Source organism: Pseudomonas sp. B19(2017) (assembly GCF_002113165.1).
In the GTDB taxonomy this organism is placed as follows: Bacteria; Pseudomonadota; Gammaproteobacteria; order Pseudomonadales; family Pseudomonadaceae; genus Aquipseudomonas.
Genome location: NZ_NEJR01000005.1, coordinates 87,862 through 106,579, shown reverse-complemented (window position 1 = coordinate 106,579; position 18,718 = coordinate 87,862). Strand labels below are relative to the sequence as shown.

The following is an 18,718-nucleotide window of genomic DNA, read 5'->3' as shown; positions in this document are numbered from 1 at the left end:
ATGAGTGAAGATGCACAAGATGTAGTGCTGGTGGTCGAGGACGAACCGGCGATTCGCATGATCCTGCGTGATTACCTGGCGGGCGAGGGCTACCACGTGCTGGTGGCCGAGGATGGCGAGCAGGCGTTCGCGATTCTGGCAAGCAAGCCGCACCTCGACCTGATGGTAACGGACTTCCGCTTGCCGGGCGGGATTTCCGGGGTGGACATTGCCGAGCCGGCGGTGAAGTTGCGGCCGGACCTGAAGGTGATCTTCATCAGCGGCTACCCGGCGGAGATTCTCGAGTCGGGCAGCCCGATCACCCGCAAGGCACCGATCCTGGCCAAGCCGTTCGACCTGGATACCTTGCACGAGCAGATCCAGTCGCTCCTGCGCTGACTGTGTTTGCCTCTTCGCGGGCGCGCCCGCTCCCACAGGTTCTGTGCAGACCTTGAAGCCTGCGGGTTTCCTGTGGGAGCGGGCAAGCCCGCGAAGAGGCCGGTGCAGGCTAGCGCAAGGTCCGCTCCAGCCCACCCACCAGCATGCTTTCCATCAACCCCAGCCCCTGTTCCTCGGGCAAGGCCTTCAGCAACCCCGGCAACTGGTTAAGCAGTGTCGCCACCACATGCGCCGTGGCCACCAGGGCCTCACCCTGCAACTTCGCCTGCGGTGCGATCAACCTCAGCAACCCCGCCTCATAGCGCTTGCGCAACAAGGCCAGGCGCGCCTGCTGGTCGTCGCTCAGGCAACAGAAGTCGCGCTCCGCCAGGCGAAACTGCATGGGCCGCTCGGCATGCAGTTGCCAGTGCGCGGCAATCAGGCAGCTCAACGCCGATGCGCCGCGCGCCATGGCCCGGCGCCCCTGGTCGAGGGTGGCCTGCAACTCCTCGTACAGCTCCTCGATCAGGTCGTACAGCAAGTCCTGCTTGCTGGGGAAGTGGTGGTACAGCGAGCCCGCGGTAAGGCCCACATGGGCCGCCAGCTCGCGCATGCTGACCTGACCGAAGCCCTTTTCGGCAAACAGCGCCATGGCCCGGTCACGTCGCTCTTCAAAGTTGGCACAGCGCATCGCGGCATTGACCGGGGGCATGGCATTCGCTCCTCAGTAGGTGAAGAAACCGCGGCCGCTCTTGCGCCCCAGCCAACCGGCCGCGACCATTTCCTTGAGCAGCGGGGCAGGGCGGTACTTGCTGTCGTTGAAGCCTTCATGGAAGGCCTCCATGATCGCCAGCAGGGTGTCCAGGCCGATCAGGTCGGCCAGGGCCAGCGGGCCGATCGGCTGGTTGCAGCCCAGGCGCATGCCGGTGTCGATGTCCTCGGCACTGGCCAGGCCCTCCTGGCGAACGAAAATCGCTTCGTTGATCATCGGCACCAGAATACGGTTGACCACGAAACCCGGGCGGTTGCCGGCAGTGATCGGGGTCTTGCCGACCTTTTCGCTCACCACCAGTGCCTGGGCGTAGGTGCTGTCGCTGGTCTGCAGGCCGCGAATGATCTCGACCAGCGCCATCATCGGCACCGGGTTGAAGAAGTGCACGCCAATGAAGCGCTCGGGGTGCTCGATGCTGGCCGCAAGCTGGGTGACCGACAGCGACGAGGTATTGGTGGCAATCAGGCAGTCGGCGGCGACGTTGGCGGCTACCTGCTGCAGGATGCGCTGCTTGAGCTGCAGGTTTTCGGTGGCAGCCTCGATCACCAGCTGCGCGCCGCGCAGCTGGGCATAGTCGGTGCTGGTGCGAATGCGCGTGCGTGCAGCAGCCGCCTTGTCGGCGTCGAGGGTGCCTTTGTTGACCTGGCGCTCGAGGTTCTTGCTCAAGGTAGCCAAGCCGCGCTCCAGCGCAGCGTCGGAAACGTCCACCAGCAGCACCTGGTAGCCAGCCACCGCACACACCTGGGCAATGCCGTTGCCCATGGTGCCGGCGCCGATCACGGCAATCTGTTCAATGCTCATGTGTCAGTCTCCTTCAGACGCGCTCGAAGACCACGGCGATGCCTTGGCCACCGCCAATGCACATGGTGGCCAGGGCGTAGCGGCCCTGGATGCGCTGCAGCTCATGGATGGCCTTGGTGGCGATGATGGTGCCGGTGGCGCCCACCGGGTGGCCAAGCGAAATGCCCGAGCCGTTGGGGTTGACCTTTTCCGGGTCGAAGCCCAGTTCGCGAGCCACGGCGCATGCCTGGGCGGCGAAGGCTTCGTTGGACTCGATCACGTCCAGGTCCTGCACTTTCAGGCCGGTCTTCTCCAGCACCTTGCGGGTGGCCGGGATCGGGCCCAGGCCCATCAGTTCAGGCTCGACGCCGGCATGGGCATAGCCCACCAGGCGTGCCAGCGGCTTCAGGCCCAGGCGGCGCACCGCATCACCACTGGCCAGTACCAGGCCGCCAGCGCCGTCATTGATGCCACTGGCATTGCCGGCGGTAACGCTGCCGTCTTTCTTGAACACTGCCTTCATCCCTGCCAGTTGCTCGGCAGTCACCTCGCCACGCACATGCTCGTCAGTGCTGAACTGCACGCTGCCCTTGCGGGTTTTCAGTTCCAGCGGGACGATCTGGCTGGCGAAGCGGCCTTCGGCAATGGCGCGGGCAGCGCGGCGCTGGCTGGTCAGGGCCAGTTCGTCCTGCATTTCACGGGTAATGCCGTGCCTGGCCGCAACGTTCTCGGCAGTGATGCCCATATGGAAGTGTTCGAACGGGTCCTGCAGCACGCCGACGGTGTAGTCGATGCCTTGCAGGTCACCCATGCGTGCGCCCCAGCGTGCCTGTGGCAGCAGGTACGGGCCACGGCTCATGGATTCGGCGCCGGCCGCCACGGCCACGTCGGTGTCGCCCAACAGCAGGCATTGGGCCGCCGAGACGATGGCCTGCAGGCCCGAGCCGCACAGGCGGTTGACGTTGAAGGCCGGGGTTTCCTTGGGAATGCCGGCGTTCATTGCCGCTACGCGGGCCAGGTAGGCGTCACGCGGTTCGGTGGGGATCACCGTGCCCATCACCAGGTGGCCGATCTGCTCGGCGGCCACGCCCGAGCGCTCGATGGCGGCACGGGTGATGGCGCTGGCCAGGTCGGCCAGCGGCAGGTCCTTGAGGGAACCGCCAAAGCCACCAATGGCTGAACGGACGGCACTGACGACGTAGATTTCTGCGCTGCTCATAGGGGCTCCGATTGCGAAGGCATGGCGGGACCGGGCCAGGCTCTGCGAGAATGGCCGGCAATCCCGGAGTGGGACCGAGTCTAGGCAAAGGCTCTGTTGCAGCCTATGCCGTAACTGTTCAGACAACCTGGCACTTTTTGCCACTCAGCATAGACAGCGAAAACCGCCATGCGCGATAGCGATTCGGTCGCCGTGTACTTCCTCAATGCCATGCTCCATGCCCTGCGCGACTGCCCCGGCGAACGCGATGTGCAGCTGCGTGCGGTGGGCATCGACCCGCAACTGCTCCAGCAACCCCAGGCCCGTGTTCCGGCCAAAGCCTTCGCCCAGCTGTGGCTGGCGCTGATCCAGCGCCTGGACGACGAGTTCTTCCGCCTCGATAGCCACGGCATGCCGCCGGGCAGCTTCGCCCTGATCTGCCGGGGCCTGATCCTGGAGCCGAACCTGGAAAAAGCCTTGCGCCAGTGCATGGCTGGTTTCGGCCTGTTCCTGCGTGACCTGCGCGGCAACCTGACGGTGCGTGGCGGGCGGGCGCTGATCAGCGTGCAGTCGAGCATCGCCGACCCGCTGACCCGGGTGTATGCCGAGGAAACCTACCTGGTGCTGATGATCGGCATGCTGTGCTGGCTGGCCGGGCGGCGGATCGCCATCGACCGCACCGAGCTGGCGGTGTCGCGCCCGGCCCAGGAGGACGACCTGCTGCTGTGGGGGCCGGACCTGCGCCTGGGCAGCGGGCGCACCGAGGTGGAGTTCGACAGTGCCTACCTGCGCCTGCCGGTGGTGCAGGACCTGGCGGCCCTGAAGACCTTTCTGCGCAGCGCGCCGCAGGGGTTGGTGATTCGCTTTCGCAACCAGAACGGGCTGGTGGCCGAGGTGTACCGGCACCTGCGGGCGCGGCGCTATGGTCAGTGGCCGACGCTGGCGGCACTGGCGCAGCTGCAGGGGGTCAGTGCCAGTACGTTCCGTAGGCAGCTGGAGCGGGAGGGGCGTTCGTACCAGCAGATCAAGGATGAAGTGCGCCGGGCAATGGCCTTCGAGCGGCTGCGCGAAGGGGAGTTGAGCATTGCCGAGATTGCCGAGCAGACCGGGTTCCAGGAGCCCAGTGCGTTTCACCGGGCGTTCAAGAAATGGACCGGGCAGAGCCCTGGGAGCTACCGGGCGCGGTTGGCCGGACGGTAGCGTTTACCTGCACCGGCCCTTTCGCGGGCTTGCCCGCTCCCACAGGTGCAGCACAGCTTTCAGGCCCTGTGAGATCCCTGTGGGAGCGGGCAAGCCCGCGAAGAGGCCGGTGCAGGCGACCGATCAATGATCAGGCCGGCACCATGGCAAACCCGACCCCGAAACGGTTCCAGGCATTGATGGCGGCAATTGCCAGGGTCAGGTTGGCCACTTCGGCCGGCTCGAAGTGTGCCTGCAAGGCTTCATATTCCGCCTGCGGCGCGCCGTGCTCGGGCAGCCGGGTCAGGCTCTCCACCCAGGCCAGTGCAGCACGTTCGCGTGGTGTGAAGTAGGCGGTTTCCTGCCAGACGCACAACGTCTGCAGGCGTGCCTCGGTCTCACCGGCCTTGCGCGCGTCGTTGGCGTGCAGGTTCACGCAATAGGCGCAGCCGTTGATCTGCGAAGCCCGCAGTCGCACCAGCTCCAGCAGGGAATTCTCCAGTCCGCTCTTGGCCAGGGCTTGCTCCAGGCCGACCATGGCCTTGTAGGCCTCGGGGGCGTGCTTGGCCCATTCGATACGGTTGTGCATGGCTGTCTCCAAAGGGTGTGTGATGGGGATGGCGTTACTGTAGCGCCGCCCGTTGGCCGCCCCGATAGCCAATCGCGCGCATAAGCGGGAGGCCAATCGACCATTTGCGAGGCCACTGACAGGCATCCAATCTCTTCATTTCTGCCAGGCCGCCCAAGCCCGGATAATGGCCAGCTCTTGCAACAGGAGCACCGATTCATGTCCGAAGAACGCTACATGCGCGAAGCCCTCGAGCTGGCCCGCGCCAACATTCAGGCCGGTGGCCGGCCCTTCGGCGCCGTGCTGGTGTACCAGGGGCAGGTACTGGCGCGTGCAGTCAACGAGATTCACAGCACCCAGGACCCGACCGCCCACGCCGAGATGCAGGCCATCCGCAAGGCCAGCCACGCCTTGGGCCAGGCGCGCCTGGATGGCGCCGAAATCTACGCCAGCGGCCACCCGTGCCCGATGTGCCTGGCAGCCATGCACCTGTGCGGCATCGAGCGGGCCTGGTTTGCCTACGATAACGCCGAGGGCGAACCGTACGGTTTGTCCACCGCGGCGGTATACGCGCAGATGGCTCGCCCACCCCAGCAGCAGAGCCTGCCGCTGCGCGCCCTGAAACCCAGCGGCGAAGCCGGTCTGTACCATGAATGGAAACAGGCCAACGCACAATGAGAGCAGCATTGAACCTGTTGCTGGTCATGCTGCTGGCCCTGAACCTGCGGCCGATCCTGACCAGCATCGGCCCTTTGCTCGAACCCATGCGCGCCAGCACCGGCCTGGGTTACCAGCAGGCGGCCTTGCTGACGGCGTTGCCGGTGCTGTGCATGGGCCTGGTGCCGTTGCTGCAACCCTGGTTGCGGCGCTGGATCAATGAACATGGCGGCATGCTCGCTGGCCTGGCGGCCATCGCCCTGGCCTGCCTGTGGCGCCTGCAACTGGACAGCGCCTGGGCGCTGATTGCCAGTGCGGTGGTCGCCGGCCTGGGGGTAGCGGTAGTGCAGGGCATGATGCCGGGGCTGGTCAACCGCTGGTTCCCCGGCCGCCTGGCGGGGGCGATGGGCCTGTATTCGGCAGCGCTGATGAGCGGCGGCGGCATGGCCGCCGTGCTCGGGCCGCACATCAGTGGCTACTTCGGCCACTGGCAGGTCGGCCTGGGGGTGTGGGCGACCCCTGCCGTGCTGGCGCTACTGGCCTGGGCCGTGCTGCGGCCACGCCAGCAGGCGCCGAAGCTGGGCGGTGCCACCGGCGGGCACTGGTTCGGTACGCGCCGGGCCTGGTTGCTGGCGTTGTACTTCGGCTTGATCAACGGCGGCTACACCAGCATGGTGGCCTGGTTGCCGGCCTATCACCTGGAGCATGGCGGCAGCGCCCAGGGTGGTGCCGACCTGGTGGGCCTGATGACCATCTTCCAGGTGGCCGGCGCACTGGGCCTGCCACTGTTGTTGCGGCGCTGGGCAGACCGGCGCCCGGGCCTGTGGCTGGCCTTGGCGATCCAGCTGGTGGGTTTCCTCGGCCTGCTGCTGGCGCCCACGCTGGCCTCGGGACTGTGGGTGGCGATGATCGGTTTCGGCCTGGGCGCCTGCTTCAGCCAGAGCCTGACGCTGACCCTGGAACACCTGAAGACGCCAGCCGAGGCCGGCAGCCTGGCGGCGTTCGTGCAGGGCATCGGCTTCATCATCACCGGCATCGTGCCGTACATCACCGGCTGGCTGCGCGATGTGAGCGGCGATTTCCAGGCCTCATGGATGCTGCTGACCGTGACCGTGGTGGCGATGTTGCTGGTTACCGCGTGCTTCAACCCTCGCGGTTATGCCGCGGCCATTGCCCGCCCGGTTGTCGGGGCCAAGCCTGCGCCCGTCAACTGAGGCGCTGCAGGGTGTCGCGCACCCGGTCCAGTGCCGGGTCGATGTCCAGCAGCTCAATGGCGCCGAAACCCAGCAACAGCCCTGGGCGCACTGGCGCTTCGCTGAAGAACGGTGCCAGCGAGTACAGGCCGACCTCCACCTTGCGCGCGAGGTTGGCCAGCAGCTCGACATCGACTCCAGGTCTGGCCAGGGCGCTGAGGTGGAAGCCGGCGCTGGCCGGGATGGCGCTGAACCATGGCGCCAGGTCGCCACCCAGCCGTGCGAGGATGCGTTCGCGACGGGCGCTGTAGACTTCGTGGCAACGACGGATGTGCTTGTTCAGGTGGCCTTCGCCGATAAACCGCGCCAGTGCCCACTGCAACAGGGTCGGGCTGTGCCAGTCGCTTAGGTGCTTGGCCACGCAGGCGGCCTTCAACACGGCGGGCGGCAGGATGGCGTAGCCCAGGCGCAACTCGGGCAGCAAGGTCTTGGAAAAGGTCCCCACATAGGCCACCAGGCCATGCCGGTCGAGGCGCTGCAACGCATCCGCGGCTGGCCCGTGGTAGCGGAACTCGCAGTCGTAGTCGTCTTCGATGATCAACGCGCCCAGCTCGGCGGCCCGCGCCAGCAGGGCGTGCCGGCGTGGCTCGCTCATCGGCATGCCCAGCGGGAACTGGTGCGAGGGCGTCACATAGATCAGCCGGGTGCCGTCGGCGATCTGCTCCACGCACAGGCCTTCATCGTCCACCGGTACCGATTGCAGGCGCGCGCCCAGGGCCAGGAAGAGTTGCCGCGCCGGCGGGTAACCGGGGTCTTCCATGGCCACCTGGCAACCTGACTCGACCAGCACCCGGGCGATCAGGTCCAGTGCCTGCTGGGCGCCGTTGCATACCAGCAGGTCGGCGGCGCTGCAGTGCACGCCGCGGGCATAGGCAACGTGATGGGCGATGGCCTCGCGCAGCTCGGGCAGGCCCTGGGCCGGGAACTGTCGCTCCGGGTGGCGCTGGCTGCGGCGCAAGGCATGGTTCAGGCAACTGCGCCACTGGTCGAACGGGAACTGCGCCTTGCTCGAGGCCCCGCCGATGAAGTCATAACGCGAGGGTGCCTGCAGCTGACGTTGGCTCAGCACGGTAGCGCGCTGCTGCCAGCGCTCGAGGGACGCGGCAGCGGCCAGGGGAATGGCGGTTGATTCGCTGCTGCGCAGCGGCTGGCGCGGGGTGATGAAGGTGCCACGGCCGACCACGCCGCTTAGCAGGTTGTCGTAGGTCAGCCGGGAGTAGGCCTCGGCCACGGTCTTGCGCGATACGCCCAATTGCTCCGCCAGCAGGCGGCTTGGCGGCAGTTGGGTGCCGGCGGCCAGGTGGCCGCTGTCGATGCCGGCGCGCAATTGCTGGTAAAGCTGGTCGGCAAGGCCTTTGCGGCCTTCCAGGCGAATGTGCAGTTCCATGGTGCGGTCCGGAGCGGGGAAGTGCTCAGGATAGCGGATTGACCGCAGACGGGCATGGGGCCGCAAAGCGGCCCTGAAACAGGCAGTCGGTGATCAGAACCTGGCAGTGCTCACCGTGATGTAGCCCTTGTCCGCCAGGGCGATGCGTATCACCGTCTCGTCCGCCGGTGCCTTGCGGTTGCGCTTGATGCGCACGCCTTCCACCGCCGCCGCTTTCATCTGCTCGGAAATGGCCCGCCCGTTCGGGTCGAAGAACACTTCGCTGGCCAGCAACTCGATACGCTCGATCAGTTGCCGGGAGCGTTCATCGGTAGCGCAGAAGAACATCACCCCCGACAGGTGCGGGTCGTCATCGGGGTTGTTCATGTCATGGGCCAGCAGTTCGCGCAGGGTACTGCGCAATTCGGCGGTGGGGCGGGCGTACAGGTGCATGCGGAAGCTCCTCTGGATCGCGACCTTGCGTCATCCAGTGCCGATCATGTTTTCCGGGGACAGGAGCTACAAGTAGGACGCTTCCGTGCGTCGCGTAGGAAGTTTCCGAAGATGTCGGAATGCCAGGTGTTTTCATGCGGTTGGGCCGCATAGCGGCCCTTGTCAGCATCAGCGCCCGACTTCCTGCTTGAAACGCAAGCGCCAGCCATGCAGCAACGGTTCGGTATAGCCACTGGGCTGCTGCCGCCCCTTGAACACCAGTTCACGCGCAGCGCGGAAGGCATGCGATGCCTCGAAACCGGCCGCCATCGGTCGATACGCCGGGTCCCCGGCATTCTGCTGGTCGACCACGCTGGCCATGCGCTGCAAGGTCGCCTCGACCTGATCGGCATCGACCACCCCGTGATGCAGCCAGTTGGCAATGTGCTGCGCCGAAATCCGCAGGGTTGCGCGGTCTTCCATCAGGCCTACGTCATGGATATCCGGCACTTTGGAACAGCCGACCCCTTGCTCGACCCAGCGCACCACGTAACCGAGGATACCCTGGCAGTTGTTGTCCAGTTCGGCCTGGATGTCGGCTGCGCTCCAGGGCCGCTCGGGGCTGACCGGGACACTGAGCAGGTCATGCAGCAACTCGGCACGCTGGGCATTCAGGTCAATCTGCTCCAGCGTTTGCTGCACGGCCGCAACATCCACCTGATGGTAGTGCAGCGCATGCAGCGTCGCGGCTGTGGGCGAGGGTACCCAGGCCGTGTTGGCGCCGGCCCTGGGCTGGGCGACTTTCTGTTCGAGCATGGCCGCCATCAGGTCGGGCATGGCCCACATGCCTTTGCCGATCTGCGCCTTGCCGCGCAGGCCACAGGCCAGCCCCACCAGTACGTTGCTGCGCTCGTAGGCCTGGATCCAGGCGCTGCCTTTCATGTCGCCCTTGCGTAGCATGGCGCCGGCTTCCATGGCTGTGTGCATCTCGTCGCCGGTGCGGTCGAGGAAGCCGGTGTTGATGAACACCACTCGTGACGCGGCGCTGGCGATGCAGGCCTTGAGGTTGACGCTGGTACGTCGTTCCTCGTCCATGATGCCCATCTTCAGCGTGTGTGCAGGCAGGCCGAGCAGCGCTTCGACGCGGCCGAACAGCTGGTCGGCAAAGGCCACTTCGGCGGGGCCATGCATCTTCGGCTTGACGATGTACAGGCTGCCCTCGCGGGAATTGCCGCGGCGCTTGAGGTCGTGCAGACCGATCAGGCTGGTGACCACGGCATCGAGGATGCCTTCCGGGATTTCCCGGCCATCGCGGTCGTGGATGGCGGGGTTGGTCATCAGGTGGCCGACGTTGCGGATGAACAGCAGCGAGCGGCCTGGCAGGGTCAGTGGCTGGCCGTCTGCGCCGTGGTAATGGCGGTCATCGGCCAGGGTGCGGCTGAAGGTTTTGCCACCCTTGCTGACCTGCTCGCTGAGGTCGCCTTTCATCAGGCCCAGCCAGTTGCGGTAGACGTTCACCTTGTCGTCGGCGTCCACCGCTGCTACCGAGTCTTCGCAGTCGATGATGGTGGTGAGCGCAGCCTCCAGCAGGATGTCCTTGACCCCTGCCGGGTCCTGCTGGCCGATGGCGTTGGCCGGGTCGACCTGGATTTCGAAATGCAGTTGGTGATGCTGCAGCAGAATCGCCGTTGGCGTGTTCGGCTCACCTTGGTAGCCCCGCAGTTGCGTCGGGTGCCTGAGGCCGACCTGGCGACCATCCGCCAGGGTTACCTGTAGCGTGCCCTGGTCGATCGCGTAGGCCTTGGCATCATTGTGCGACCCGCCGTCGAGAGGGGCAGCGGTGTCGAGGTACTGCCTGCCATAGGCGATCACCTTGGCGCCGCGTCGCGGGTTGTAGCCCTGGCCACGTTCGGCTCCATCGGTTTCGGCGATGGCATCGGTGCCGTACAGGGCATCGTACAGCGAGCCCCAGCGGGCGTTGGCGGCGTTGAGGGCGTAACGGGCGTTGCTCAGTGGCACCACCAGTTGCGGGCCGGCCTGTACGGCAATCTCGCGGTCGACGTTGCGGGTGCTGACCTGCACGCTGGCCGGAGGCTCCACAAGGTAGCCGATGGCTTGCAGGAACTGCTGGTAGGCGGCCATGTCACGGATCGGGCCGGGGTGCTGGCGGTGCCAGTTGTCCAGTGCTGTCTGCAGGCGCTCGCGTTCGGCGAGCAGGGCGAGGTTCTGCGGCGCGAGGTCGTGGACCAGGGTGCTGAAGCCTTGCCAGAAGGAGCGGGCTTCGATGCCGGTGCCGGGGAGGACTTCGTCTTCGATGAAACGTTGCAGGGTCGGGGCGATCTGGAGTGGATGGTTTGGCATTGTCTGTTCGCTCGATGTTCAGTCTTCTGGAAAGTTTTTGCCTGTGCCGGCCTCTTCGCGGGCTTGCCCGCTCCCACAGGTACTGCACAGGTCTCACGTCTTGTGAAAGCCCTGTGGGAGCGGGCAGGCCCGCGAAGAGGTCGGCACAGGACTCAGAGGGCAGCCGCCCCGGCCTTGGCCACCTGGGCATCCTGCTCGGACTTGACCCCGGACACGCCGATCGCCCCCACAACCTGCCCATCCACCCGCAGCGGCACGCCACCTTCAAGGCTGGTCAGCAGCGGCGCGGTGACGAAAGCGGTACGGCCGCCATTGACCATTTCTTCGTAATCCCGCGTCTCCTTGCGCCCCAGTGCGGCGGTGCGGGCCTTTTCCATCGCGATGTAGGCACTGGCCGGCGCGCAGCCGTCCAGGCGCTCCAGGGCCAGCGGGTGGCCGCCGTCGTCGACCACGGCAATGGTCACGTTCCATTGTTGCGCCTGGGCTTCCTGGCGCGCGGCGCTGAGCGCGCGGGCGACTTCGGCCTGGCCGATCACGGGCTTGTTATGCATGGTGGTTCTCCGGATTCAAGGCTGCTTCGACGATTTCGATCCAGTGCCGCACCGGTGTGCGCCCGGCCCCGTCGAGGTGGGCCTGGCAGCCGATATTGGCGGTGGCGATGACTTGCGGTTTGCCGCTTTCCAGGGCGTTGAGGCGGTTGTCGCGCAGTTGTAGCGACAGCTCAGGCTGGGTCAGCGAGTAGGTGCCCGCCGAGCCGCAGCACAGGTGGCCGTCCGGCACCTGGGTCAAGGTGAAGCCCAGGCGCGTCAGCAGCGTCTCCACCGCACCGCCCAGTTTCAGCGCGTGCTGCAGGGTGCACGGGCAATGGAACGCCAGGCGCTGTTCGGCGCACAGGCCCAGTTGTTCGACCGGCTCGTCGCGCAGCACTTCCACCAGGTCGCGGGACAGGGCGCTGACCCGTGCGGCCTTGGCGGCGTAGCGCGGGTCCTTCTCCAGCAGGTGGCCGTAGTCGCGCACGAACGCGCCGCAGCCGCTGGCGGTTTGCACGATGGCCTCGGCGCCGGCTTCGATGGCTGGCCACCAGGCATCGATATTGCGCCGTGCCCGTTGCAGGCCTTGTTCCTGGGCATTGAGGTGGTAGTCCACCGCGCCACAGCAGCCGGCCTGCCGGACCGGCACCACGCTGATGCCCAGGCGGTCCAGCAGGCGTGCGGCGGCGGCATTGGTGTTGGGTGAAAGGGCCGGTTGCACGCAACCTTCCAGCATCAGCACCCGACGCGCATGGTGCGGTGCGGGGCGTTGGCCGGGGGCGTTGACCCGCGCCGGCAGCTTGCGCTTGAGCGTGGCCGGCAACAGCGGGCGCAAGGCCTGGCCGCTGCGGGTCAAGGCCTTGAACAGCGCGGGGCGTGGTACCACTGCTCGCAGGCCCTGGCGCAACAGGCGCTGGCCAAGCGGGCGCGGCACCTGCTGGTCGACCACGGCGCGGCCGATGTCCAGCAGGTCGTGGTACTTGACCCCGGAAGGGCAGGTGGTTTCACAGTTGCGGCAGGTCAGGCAGCGATCCAGGTGCAACTGGGTGCTGGCGGTGATCGGCGCGCCTTCGAGCATCTGCTTGATCAGGTAGATGCGCCCGCGTGGGCCGTCCAGTTCATCGCCCAGCAGCTGGTAGGTGGGGCAGGTGGCGGTGCAGAAGCCACAGTGCACGCAGGAGCGCAGGATGCTTTCGGCCTCGTCGGCGCGGGCCAGGTGCCGGGCGGTTTCGCTCAGGTTGGTTTGCATGGTCTGGCCTCACAGGTCCGGGTACAGGCGACCAGGGTTGAACACCCCCTGGGGATCGAGTTGCTGCTTGAGCGCACGGTGGTAGCGCATCAACGCGGCGGGCAGCGGCGGGCTGCTGGCAGCGCCAGGGGCATGGCAGGTGGCGTGGCCACCGACCTTTGCGACCTGCTCGCGAATGTCCTGCGCCGCTGCCGTGGACTTGAGCCAGCGCTGGGCGCCACCCCAGTCGATCAGTTGCTGGCCGGGCAGGTCCAGCTCGCCGGTGGCAGGGGGCACGGACAAGCGCCACAGCGTTGCCGGGGCAGCAAAGAACGCCAGGCGCTGCTCGCGCAGGTCGCTCCAGAAGCTGCTGTCCAGTGTCTCGCCGCCCAGGCGCTGGCGCGCCGACTGTACCGAGCCTTCGCCGCCTTCCAGGCGCAGGTACAGCGCGTCGCCGTCGTGGCAGGCCGCGCTGATCGGCAGCGGCTGCTGGCCCCATTCGGCCAGCTCAGCCAACGCCTGGTGGCGGCCCATCGGCAGGCGCAGGCTGAGGCACTGGCGCGGGCGCGGCAGTACTTTCAGCGACACTTCGGTGAGCAACCCGAGGCAGCCGAAGCTGCCCGCCATCAGCCGCGACACGTCATAGCCCGCGACGTTCTTCATCACTTCGCCACCAAAGCGCAGCAGCTTGCCGTGGCCGGTGATCACCCGCGTGCCCAGCACATAGTCGCGTACCGACCCGGCCCAGGGCCGCCGTGGCCCCGACAGCCCGGCTGCGACCATGCCACCCAGAGTGGCGTCGGGGCCCAGGTGCGGTGGTTCGCAGGGCAGCATCTGGCCAGCTTCGTGCAGTGCCGCCTCGATCTCGCGCAGCGGTGTACCGGCGCGGGCAGTCAGCACCAGTTCGGTCGGGTCGTAACTGACGATGCCACGGTGGCTGCGAGTGTCGAGCACCTCGCCGGCCACCGGGCAGCCGAGCATGGCCTTGCTGTTGCCGCCCTGGATACGCAGTGGCGTGGCCTGGTTCAGCGCCTGGTTGACCTGCTCCAGCAGGGCCTGGCTGATATCGCGGTCCATGCTCATCAGAAACGCTCCAGTTCGGGAAAGGGCAGTTGCCCATGGTGCACGTGCATGGCGCCGAATTCGGCGCAGCGGTGCAGGGTGGGGATGTTCTTGCCGGGGTTGAGCAGGCCCTGCGGGTCGAAGGCGGCCTTGACCGCTTGGAACAGGGTGATTTCGTCGCTGTTGAATTGTGCGCACATCTGGTTGATCTTCTCGCGCCCCACGCCGTGCTCGCCGGTGATGCTGCCGCCCACGGCCACGCACAGTTCGAGGATCTTGCCGCCGATGGCTTCGGCACGTTCCAGCTCGCCAGGCAGGTTGGCATCGAACAGGATCAACGGGTGCATGTTGCCGTCGCCGGCGTGGAACACGTTGGCCACGCGCAGGCCGTATTCGTTGGACAGTTCGCTGATGCCCTTGAGCACCCGCGGCAGTTCGCGACGCGGGATGGTGCCGTCCATGCAGTAGTAGTCCGGGGAAATGCGCCCCACCGCCGGGAAGGCATTCTTGCGCCCGGCCCAGAAGCGCACGCGCTCGGCCTCGTCGCAGGCCAGTCGCACATCACGCGCGCCGGCCTGGGCCAGCACGGCGGCGACCCGTTCGCAGTCGTCGTGCACATCAGCCTCGACACCATCCAGCTCGCACAGCAGGATGGCCGCCGCGTCCACCGGGTAGCCGGCATGGATGAAGTCCTCGGCGGCGCGGATCGCCAGGTTGTCCATCATTTCCAGGCCGCCGGGGATGATCCCGGCAGCGATGATCTCGGCCACTGCCCGGCCGGCGTCCTCGACACTGTCGAAACTGGCCAGCAGCACCCGCGCCACCTGGGGTTTGGGCAGCAATTTGACGGTGACTTCGGTGACGATGCCAAGCATGCCTTCGGAGCCGGTGAACAGTGCCAGCAGGTCGAAACCAGGGCTGTCCAGCGCATCGCTGCCGAGCGTCAGGCGCTCGCCCTCGACCGTGAGGATTTCCACCTTGAGCAGGTTGTGCACGGTCAGGCCGTACTTGAGGCAGTGCACGCCACCGGCGTTCTCGGCGACATTACCGCCGATGGAGCAGGCGATTTGCGAGGACGGGTCCGGCGCGTAGTACAGGCCGTGGGGCGCGGCCGCCTGGGAGATGGCCAGGTTGCGCACGCCGGGTTGCACTCGGGCGAAGCGGCCCTGCGGGTTGACTTCGAGAATGCGGTTGAAGCGCGCCATCACCAGCAGGATGCCTTTGGCCAGTGGCAGGGCGCCGCCCGACAGGCCGGTACCGGCGCCGCGTGCCACCACCGGCACGCCACGCTGGTGGCAGAGCCTGAGTAGCGTCTGTACCTGTTCCAGGCGCTCGGGCAATACCACCAGCAGCGGCACCGTGCGATAGGCCGAAAGGCCGTCGCACTCATAGGGCTTGAGGTCTTCCTCGCGGTGCAGGATCTCGAGGTCCGGCAGGGCAGTGCGCAGCGCCTGCAGCAGCGCCGCTCGGTCCACGTCGGGCAGCGCGCCATCGACGCGTTCGTCGTACAGGATATTCATCGGCTTACTCGGCAACGGTTCTTGTTGTGGTTGGCGAAGCGCTCACCCTTGCAGCCTGCGCGTGGCAGCGGCCGCGGTCGAGTATGAAAGGAACTGGTCCTACCAGTTTTTGCCGAAGGTACTGGTTATTGACTGCTGCGCCCGGCTAGATTGAGGCAGGTGGTTCAAGTGGTCCTACCAGCAAGAGGGTACGCAGTGGGTACTGAAGGCAAGGCCAAGGTCGCCGACCAGGTGGCCGAACGGGTCGAGCGGCTGATCGTCGAAGGGGTGCTCAAGGTGGGCCAGGCCCTGCCGTCGGAGCGACGCCTGGTGGACAAGCTCGGCTGTTCGCGCTCGGCGCTGCGTGAAGGCCTGCGCATACTGCGCGGGCGCGGCATCATCGACACCGAGCAAGGGCGCGGCTCGTTCGTCGCCGACCTGACGGGGCAGGCGGGCGTCACGCCGTTGATGCACCTGTTCAGCTCGCAGCCGCGCACGTTGTTCGACCTGTTGGAGGTACGGGCATTGCTGGAGGCCGAGTCGGCGCGCCTGGCAGCGTTGCGGGCTACCGAGGTTGACCGTTTGCTGATCCGTCGGCGTTATGAAGAAATGCTGGCTGCGCACGAAGCCCCTGAAGCGATCGATGCCCGTGAACATGCCCGCCGCGACCATGCCTTTCACCGGGCGATCAGCGAGGCGTCGCACAACCCGGTGCTGGTGCATACCTTGCAATCGCTCAGTGACCTGACCTTGAGCACGGTGTTCGCCTCGGTCAACAACCTGTATTGCCGGCCGGCACAGAAGCGCCAGATCGACCGGCACCATGCGCGGTTGTATCACGCGGTGATGGAGCAGTTGCCCGAGCAGGCGCAGCGGGCGGCGCGCGAGCATATCAACGGGATCCGCGACAGCTTGCGGGAGATAGAGCAGGAAGAGCAGCGGCTGGTGCGAGCGACCATGCGCATGGATGGCTGGGGTTGAGGTTTTGCCTGTGCCGGCCTCTTCGCGGGCTTGCCCGCTCCCACAGGTACTGCACAGGCATCAGACCCGGTGCGGTCCCTGTGGGAGCGGGCAAGCCCGCGAAGAGGCCGGTGCAGGATTACCTCAATCAATGATCGGCTATGCGGTCATCCTGCGAGAGGAGGGCCCGGGCCAGTTCTTCATCATTGGCCTGCAGGCCAGGGTTGTCCTTGCGGGCTTGTTCCAGCGCCGACTCCACATAGGCGCCACGGATTGCACCACCGCTGGCGACGTAAGCCGAAAGCTCGTCACGCGCCGGGATGATCCGTTTGTCGTCCTTGAAGGTCGAATAAAGCGAGGCGGAAACACCGGCCGAGGTTGCGACGTCGCCTGCGTCGACGTCAGCCAGGGCAGCACCGGCAGGCAGCAGGAGCAGCAGCGCAGGGGCGAGGAGTAGGTGGCGCATGGTGAGTTCTCCAGTAGCGTGAAGCCCAAGTAATTGAACCACTCAGTGTTTAAGAAAGCGCAGGTGGGGTGGTAGTTCCCTTGTTCGTCGCGGCAGCAGGCATTGACCATGTCGAGCCGGGCGTGATCTGCTCGGGCTGATGGCCCAATCATTCAATGGATACTGAAGGTTCTCACCCATGCCCGACTACAAGCTGCATTGTTTCGCCGAATCCGGTAACGCCTACAAGGCGGCGCTCATGCTCGAACTCACCGGCCAGGACTGGCAGCCGGTGTTCGTCGATTTCTTCAATGGCCAGACGCGCGGACAAGCCTGGCGCGACGAAGTAAACGAGCAGGGTGAGGTACCGGTGCTGGAACACGCCGGCAAATCCTTCACCCAGTCTGCGCTGATTCTCGATTACCTCGCGGAGCAAACCGGGCAGTTCGGCCCCCGCGACGATGACGAAAAGCGCGAGATCTGGCGCTGGATGCTGTTCGACAACCACAAGTTCACCAGTTACTACGCGGCCCTGCGCTTTCTGTTCTGCCTGAAGAAGACCGGTGAAACGGACGTGACCCGGTTCCTGCGTGATCGTGCCACGGCGGCCTACCGTATCGTCGACGCGCACCTGGCAAAGACGCCGTTCATGGTCGGTGGCCGGCTGACTATTGCTGACCTGTCGTTGGCGGGGTATGTGTTCATGCCGGAGGACACTGGCATTGCGTTGGCGCAGTTCACCCACATCGAGGCATGGAAGGCGCGGATCCAGGCGTTGCCAGGGTGGAAGCACCCGTATGAGTTGATGCCGCGCACGGCCTCCTGACCCATCCGAGCAATTTGGCTGCCTGCACCGGCCTCTTCGCGGGCACGCCCGCTCCCACAGGTATCGCGCCGCTTTCAAGGTTGGCGCGGCACCTGTGGGAGCGGGCGTGCCCGCGAAGAGGCCCGAACAGGCCATACACCCTTCAGATCGACAACCGCACCACCCGGTTATCCAGCACCTGCTGCTCCTGCCCCCGGCGTTTGTTCACCACCAACTCGCCAATCGCAATCAGCCGCGTACGGGTGATGTTGCGCGATAGCCCCAACAACTGTGCGGTATGCACCTGGTTGTAATGGCAGAACCGATACGCCGACCGCAGCAGGGCATTTTCCACCTTCTCGTACAGGTCGCCCGGCTGCTCTTCGTACAAGCGGCTGAACGCCCGCTGCAGCAAGTCCTCCACAGCATTGCCCGCCGGCTCTTCCTCCTGCCGTTCGATACGCAGATTGGAAAGGCGCAGGTCCTGCGCCTGCACCGTACCGTCGCCACAGGTCAGCAAGCTGTGGTGAATCACATTCTCCAGCTCGCGGATGTTGCCCGGCCAGCTGTATTCCACCAGCTTGGCCTGGGCCTTGGCGCTCAGGTCCACCGGGCCGTAGCCCAACCGGTCGCTGTAGCTACGGATGAAATGCCGGGCCAGCGGCAGGATGTCGCCCGGGCGATCGCGCAATGGGTGCAACTGCAAGGTCACCACATTCAGCCGGTAGTACAGGTCTTCGCGAAAATGCCCGGCGTTAATGGCCTTTTCCAGCTGCACGTTGGTCGCCGCCAGCACCCGCACATTGATCGGAATGCTCTTGCGTGACCCCAGCCGCACGACTTCGCGCTCCTGCAGCACGCGCAGCAGCTTGACCTGGATCGGCAACGGCAGGTCGCCGATTTCGTCGAGGAACAGGGTGCCGCCGTTGGCCTCCTCGAACCAGCCGGCCTTGGCCGCCAGGGCACCGGTGAAGGCGCCTTTCTCATGGCCGAACAGCTCCGCCTCGACCAGCGACTCGGAGAACGCACCGCAGTTGACCGCGACGAACGGGCCGTTGCGCCGGCCGCTGAGGTTGTGGATGTGGCGTGCGACCAGCTCCTTGCCCGTGCCGGTTTCGCCGATGATCAGCACGCTGGCCTCGCTGGGGGCGACTTGTTGCAGGTGGGCGAGCAGCGCCTGCGACCTGGGGTCTTCGAAGACCTGTGCGGTCGCCCGGATCGAGGTGGCCAGTGTCGGGGACGGGGGGAGGGTCAGCAGTTGCATGG

General features: G+C 66.2%; 19 protein-coding genes. 6 read left to right on the top strand and 13 right to left on the bottom strand.

Annotation, left to right across the window (positions count from 1 at the left end; translation table 11 throughout):
* Positions 1–378, top strand: coding sequence for a response regulator (locus CAF70_RS09645; protein WP_003256176.1), 378 nt, complete (start codon positions 1–3; stop codon positions 376–378).
* Between the two features lie 109 nt (positions 379–487).
* Here the strand turns inward: CAF70_RS09645 and CAF70_RS09640 are convergent, their stop codons facing one another.
* The 3 genes from CAF70_RS09640 to CAF70_RS09630 are packed head-to-tail and all read right to left on the bottom strand — an operon-like array spanning position 488 to position 3,128.
* Positions 488–1,069: a TetR/AcrR family transcriptional regulator gene (locus CAF70_RS09640; RefSeq protein ID WP_013973110.1), complete on the bottom strand. Its 582-nt coding sequence runs from the start codon at positions 1,067–1,069 to the stop codon at positions 488–490.
* Positions 1,070–1,081: 12 nt separating this feature from the next.
* Positions 1,082–1,930, bottom strand: coding sequence for a 3-hydroxybutyryl-CoA dehydrogenase (locus tag CAF70_RS09635; RefSeq protein ID WP_085624391.1), 849 nt, complete (start codon positions 1,928–1,930; stop codon positions 1,082–1,084).
* A gap of 13 nt (positions 1,931–1,943) precedes the next feature.
* A complete protein-coding gene (locus CAF70_RS09630) occupies positions 1,944–3,128 on the bottom strand; it encodes an acetyl-CoA C-acyltransferase family protein (protein ID WP_085624389.1) in 1,185 nt (394 codons plus the stop codon).
* 168 nt (positions 3,129–3,296) lie between these two features.
* Between CAF70_RS09630 and CAF70_RS09625 the strand changes: the two genes are divergently transcribed.
* On the top strand, positions 3,297–4,307 hold the full coding sequence (locus CAF70_RS09625; RefSeq protein ID WP_085624387.1) for an AraC family transcriptional regulator: 1,011 nt from the start codon (positions 3,297–3,299) through the stop codon (positions 4,305–4,307).
* 130 nt (positions 4,308–4,437) lie between these two features.
* Here the strand turns inward: CAF70_RS09625 and CAF70_RS09620 are convergent, their stop codons facing one another.
* Entirely contained in the window at positions 4,438–4,875 is a 438-nt protein-coding gene (locus tag CAF70_RS09620) for a carboxymuconolactone decarboxylase family protein (protein WP_085624384.1), read from the bottom strand.
* 198 nt (positions 4,876–5,073) lie between these two features.
* On the opposite strand from CAF70_RS09620, the gene CAF70_RS09615 reads away from it, so the two are divergent.
* Together CAF70_RS09615 and CAF70_RS09610 are read left to right on the top strand one after the other, a co-directional pair.
* Positions 5,074–5,532, top strand: coding sequence for a nucleoside deaminase (locus CAF70_RS09615; RefSeq protein WP_085624382.1), 459 nt, complete (start codon positions 5,074–5,076; stop codon positions 5,530–5,532).
* Positions 5,529–6,725 carry a cyanate transporter gene (locus CAF70_RS09610; RefSeq protein WP_085624380.1) on the top strand — a complete coding sequence of 399 codons (1,197 nt, stop codon included), beginning with the start codon at positions 5,529–5,531 and terminating at the stop codon, positions 6,723–6,725. The genes CAF70_RS09615 and CAF70_RS09610 overlap by 4 nt, the downstream gene beginning before the upstream one ends.
* On the opposite strand, the gene CAF70_RS09605 is transcribed toward CAF70_RS09610, so the two are convergent.
* The 7 genes from CAF70_RS09605 to glcD form a co-directional block, all read right to left on the bottom strand.
* Positions 6,718–8,151, bottom strand: a complete 1,434-nt coding sequence (locus CAF70_RS09605) for a PLP-dependent aminotransferase family protein (RefSeq protein ID WP_085624378.1) — start codon at positions 8,149–8,151, stop codon at positions 6,718–6,720. The two genes, CAF70_RS09610 and CAF70_RS09605, sit on opposite strands and share 8 nt — an antisense overlap.
* 93 nt (positions 8,152–8,244) lie before the next feature.
* Positions 8,245–8,583, bottom strand: coding sequence for a hypothetical protein (locus tag CAF70_RS09600; RefSeq protein WP_085624376.1), 339 nt, complete (start codon positions 8,581–8,583; stop codon positions 8,245–8,247).
* Between the two features lie 168 nt (positions 8,584–8,751).
* Positions 8,752–10,923 carry a malate synthase G gene (locus CAF70_RS09595; RefSeq protein WP_085624374.1) on the bottom strand — a complete coding sequence of 724 codons (2,172 nt, stop codon included), beginning with the start codon at positions 10,921–10,923 and terminating at the stop codon, positions 8,752–8,754.
* Positions 10,924–11,075: 152 nt separating this feature from the next.
* Complete coding sequence (locus CAF70_RS09585) at positions 11,076–11,474, bottom strand: heme-binding protein (RefSeq protein WP_085624372.1); 399 nt, start codon at positions 11,472–11,474, stop codon at positions 11,076–11,078.
* On the bottom strand, positions 11,467–12,702 hold the full coding sequence (gene glcF / locus CAF70_RS09580; RefSeq protein WP_085624370.1) for a glycolate oxidase subunit GlcF: 1,236 nt from the start codon (positions 12,700–12,702) through the stop codon (positions 11,467–11,469). Before glcF ends, CAF70_RS09585 begins: the two co-directional genes overlap by 8 nt.
* Positions 12,703–12,711: 9 nt before the next feature.
* The gene (gene glcE / locus CAF70_RS09575) at positions 12,712–13,764 is read right to left on the bottom strand and encodes a glycolate oxidase subunit GlcE (protein ID WP_085624368.1); all 1,053 of its coding nucleotides are present in this window, start codon (positions 13,762–13,764) and stop codon (positions 12,712–12,714) included.
* Positions 13,764–15,263 (bottom strand): glycolate oxidase subunit GlcD, encoded by a 1,500-nt coding sequence (gene glcD / locus CAF70_RS09570; RefSeq protein WP_085624365.1) that lies wholly within the window; start codon positions 15,261–15,263, stop codon positions 13,764–13,766. Before glcD ends, glcE begins: the two co-directional genes overlap by 1 nt.
* A 195-nt stretch (positions 15,264–15,458) precedes the next feature.
* Between glcD and glcC the strand changes: the two genes are divergently transcribed.
* Positions 15,459–16,223, top strand: coding sequence for a transcriptional regulator GlcC (gene glcC, locus CAF70_RS09565; RefSeq protein ID WP_085624364.1), 765 nt, complete (start codon positions 15,459–15,461; stop codon positions 16,221–16,223).
* A gap of 127 nt (positions 16,224–16,350) precedes the next feature.
* On the opposite strand, the gene CAF70_RS09560 is transcribed toward glcC, so the two are convergent.
* A complete protein-coding gene (locus tag CAF70_RS09560) occupies positions 16,351–16,668 on the bottom strand; it encodes a DUF2388 domain-containing protein (protein ID WP_003260922.1) in 318 nt (105 codons plus the stop codon).
* Positions 16,669–16,846: 178 nt separating this feature from the next.
* Between CAF70_RS09560 and CAF70_RS09555 the strand changes: the two genes are divergently transcribed.
* The gene (locus tag CAF70_RS09555; protein ID WP_085624362.1) at positions 16,847–17,473 is read left to right on the top strand and encodes a glutathione S-transferase family protein; all 627 of its coding nucleotides are present in this window, start codon (positions 16,847–16,849) and stop codon (positions 17,471–17,473) included.
* Positions 17,474–17,615: 142 nt separating this feature from the next.
* Here CAF70_RS09555 and sfnR read toward each other — a convergent pair whose 3' ends face one another.
* Positions 17,616–18,716 carry a sigma54-dependent transcriptional activator SfnR gene (gene sfnR, locus CAF70_RS09550; protein ID WP_085624360.1) on the bottom strand — a complete coding sequence of 367 codons (1,101 nt, stop codon included), beginning with the start codon at positions 18,714–18,716 and terminating at the stop codon, positions 17,616–17,618.
* Positions 18,717–18,718: the final 2 nt, after the last annotated feature.

Excerpts from the sequence above, each read along its gene's own strand:
- CAF70_RS09640 (WP_013973110.1), bottom strand. The coding sequence starts at position 1,069 with ATGCCCCCGGTCAATGCCGCGATGCGCTGTGCCAACTTTGAAGAGCGA.
- CAF70_RS09610 (WP_085624380.1), top strand. The coding sequence starts at position 5,529 with ATGAGAGCAGCATTGAACCTGTTGCTGGTCATGCTGCTGGCCCTGAAC.
- CAF70_RS09615 (WP_085624382.1), top strand. The coding sequence starts at position 5,074 with ATGTCCGAAGAACGCTACATGCGCGAAGCCCTCGAGCTGGCCCGCGCC.
- glcD (WP_085624365.1), bottom strand. The coding sequence starts at position 15,263 with ATGAATATCCTGTACGACGAACGCGTCGATGGCGCGCTGCCCGACGTG.
- sfnR (WP_085624360.1), bottom strand. The coding sequence starts at position 18,716 with ATGCAACTGCTGACCCTCCCCCCGTCCCCGACACTGGCCACCTCGATC.
- CAF70_RS09625 (WP_085624387.1), top strand. The coding sequence starts at position 3,297 with ATGCGCGATAGCGATTCGGTCGCCGTGTACTTCCTCAATGCCATGCTC.
- CAF70_RS09635 (WP_085624391.1), bottom strand. The coding sequence starts at position 1,930 with ATGAGCATTGAACAGATTGCCGTGATCGGCGCCGGCACCATGGGCAAC.
- glcE (WP_085624368.1), bottom strand. The coding sequence starts at position 13,764 with ATGAGCATGGACCGCGATATCAGCCAGGCCCTGCTGGAGCAGGTCAAC.
- CAF70_RS09595 (WP_085624374.1), bottom strand. The coding sequence starts at position 10,923 with ATGCCAAACCATCCACTCCAGATCGCCCCGACCCTGCAACGTTTCATC.
- CAF70_RS09555 (WP_085624362.1), top strand. The coding sequence starts at position 16,847 with ATGCCCGACTACAAGCTGCATTGTTTCGCCGAATCCGGTAACGCCTAC.
- CAF70_RS09560 (WP_003260922.1), bottom strand. The coding sequence starts at position 16,668 with ATGCGCCACCTACTCCTCGCCCCTGCGCTGCTGCTCCTGCTGCCTGCC.
- glcF (WP_085624370.1), bottom strand. The coding sequence starts at position 12,702 with ATGCAAACCAACCTGAGCGAAACCGCCCGGCACCTGGCCCGCGCCGAC.
- CAF70_RS09605 (WP_085624378.1), bottom strand. The coding sequence starts at position 8,151 with ATGGAACTGCACATTCGCCTGGAAGGCCGCAAAGGCCTTGCCGACCAG.
- CAF70_RS09600 (WP_085624376.1), bottom strand. The coding sequence starts at position 8,583 with ATGCACCTGTACGCCCGCCCCACCGCCGAATTGCGCAGTACCCTGCGC.
- CAF70_RS09585 (WP_085624372.1), bottom strand. The coding sequence starts at position 11,474 with ATGCATAACAAGCCCGTGATCGGCCAGGCCGAAGTCGCCCGCGCGCTC.
- CAF70_RS09630 (WP_085624389.1), bottom strand. The coding sequence starts at position 3,128 with ATGAGCAGCGCAGAAATCTACGTCGTCAGTGCCGTCCGTTCAGCCATT.
- CAF70_RS09645 (WP_003256176.1), top strand. The coding sequence starts at position 1 with ATGAGTGAAGATGCACAAGATGTAGTGCTGGTGGTCGAGGACGAACCG.
- CAF70_RS09620 (WP_085624384.1), bottom strand. The coding sequence starts at position 4,875 with ATGCACAACCGTATCGAATGGGCCAAGCACGCCCCCGAGGCCTACAAG.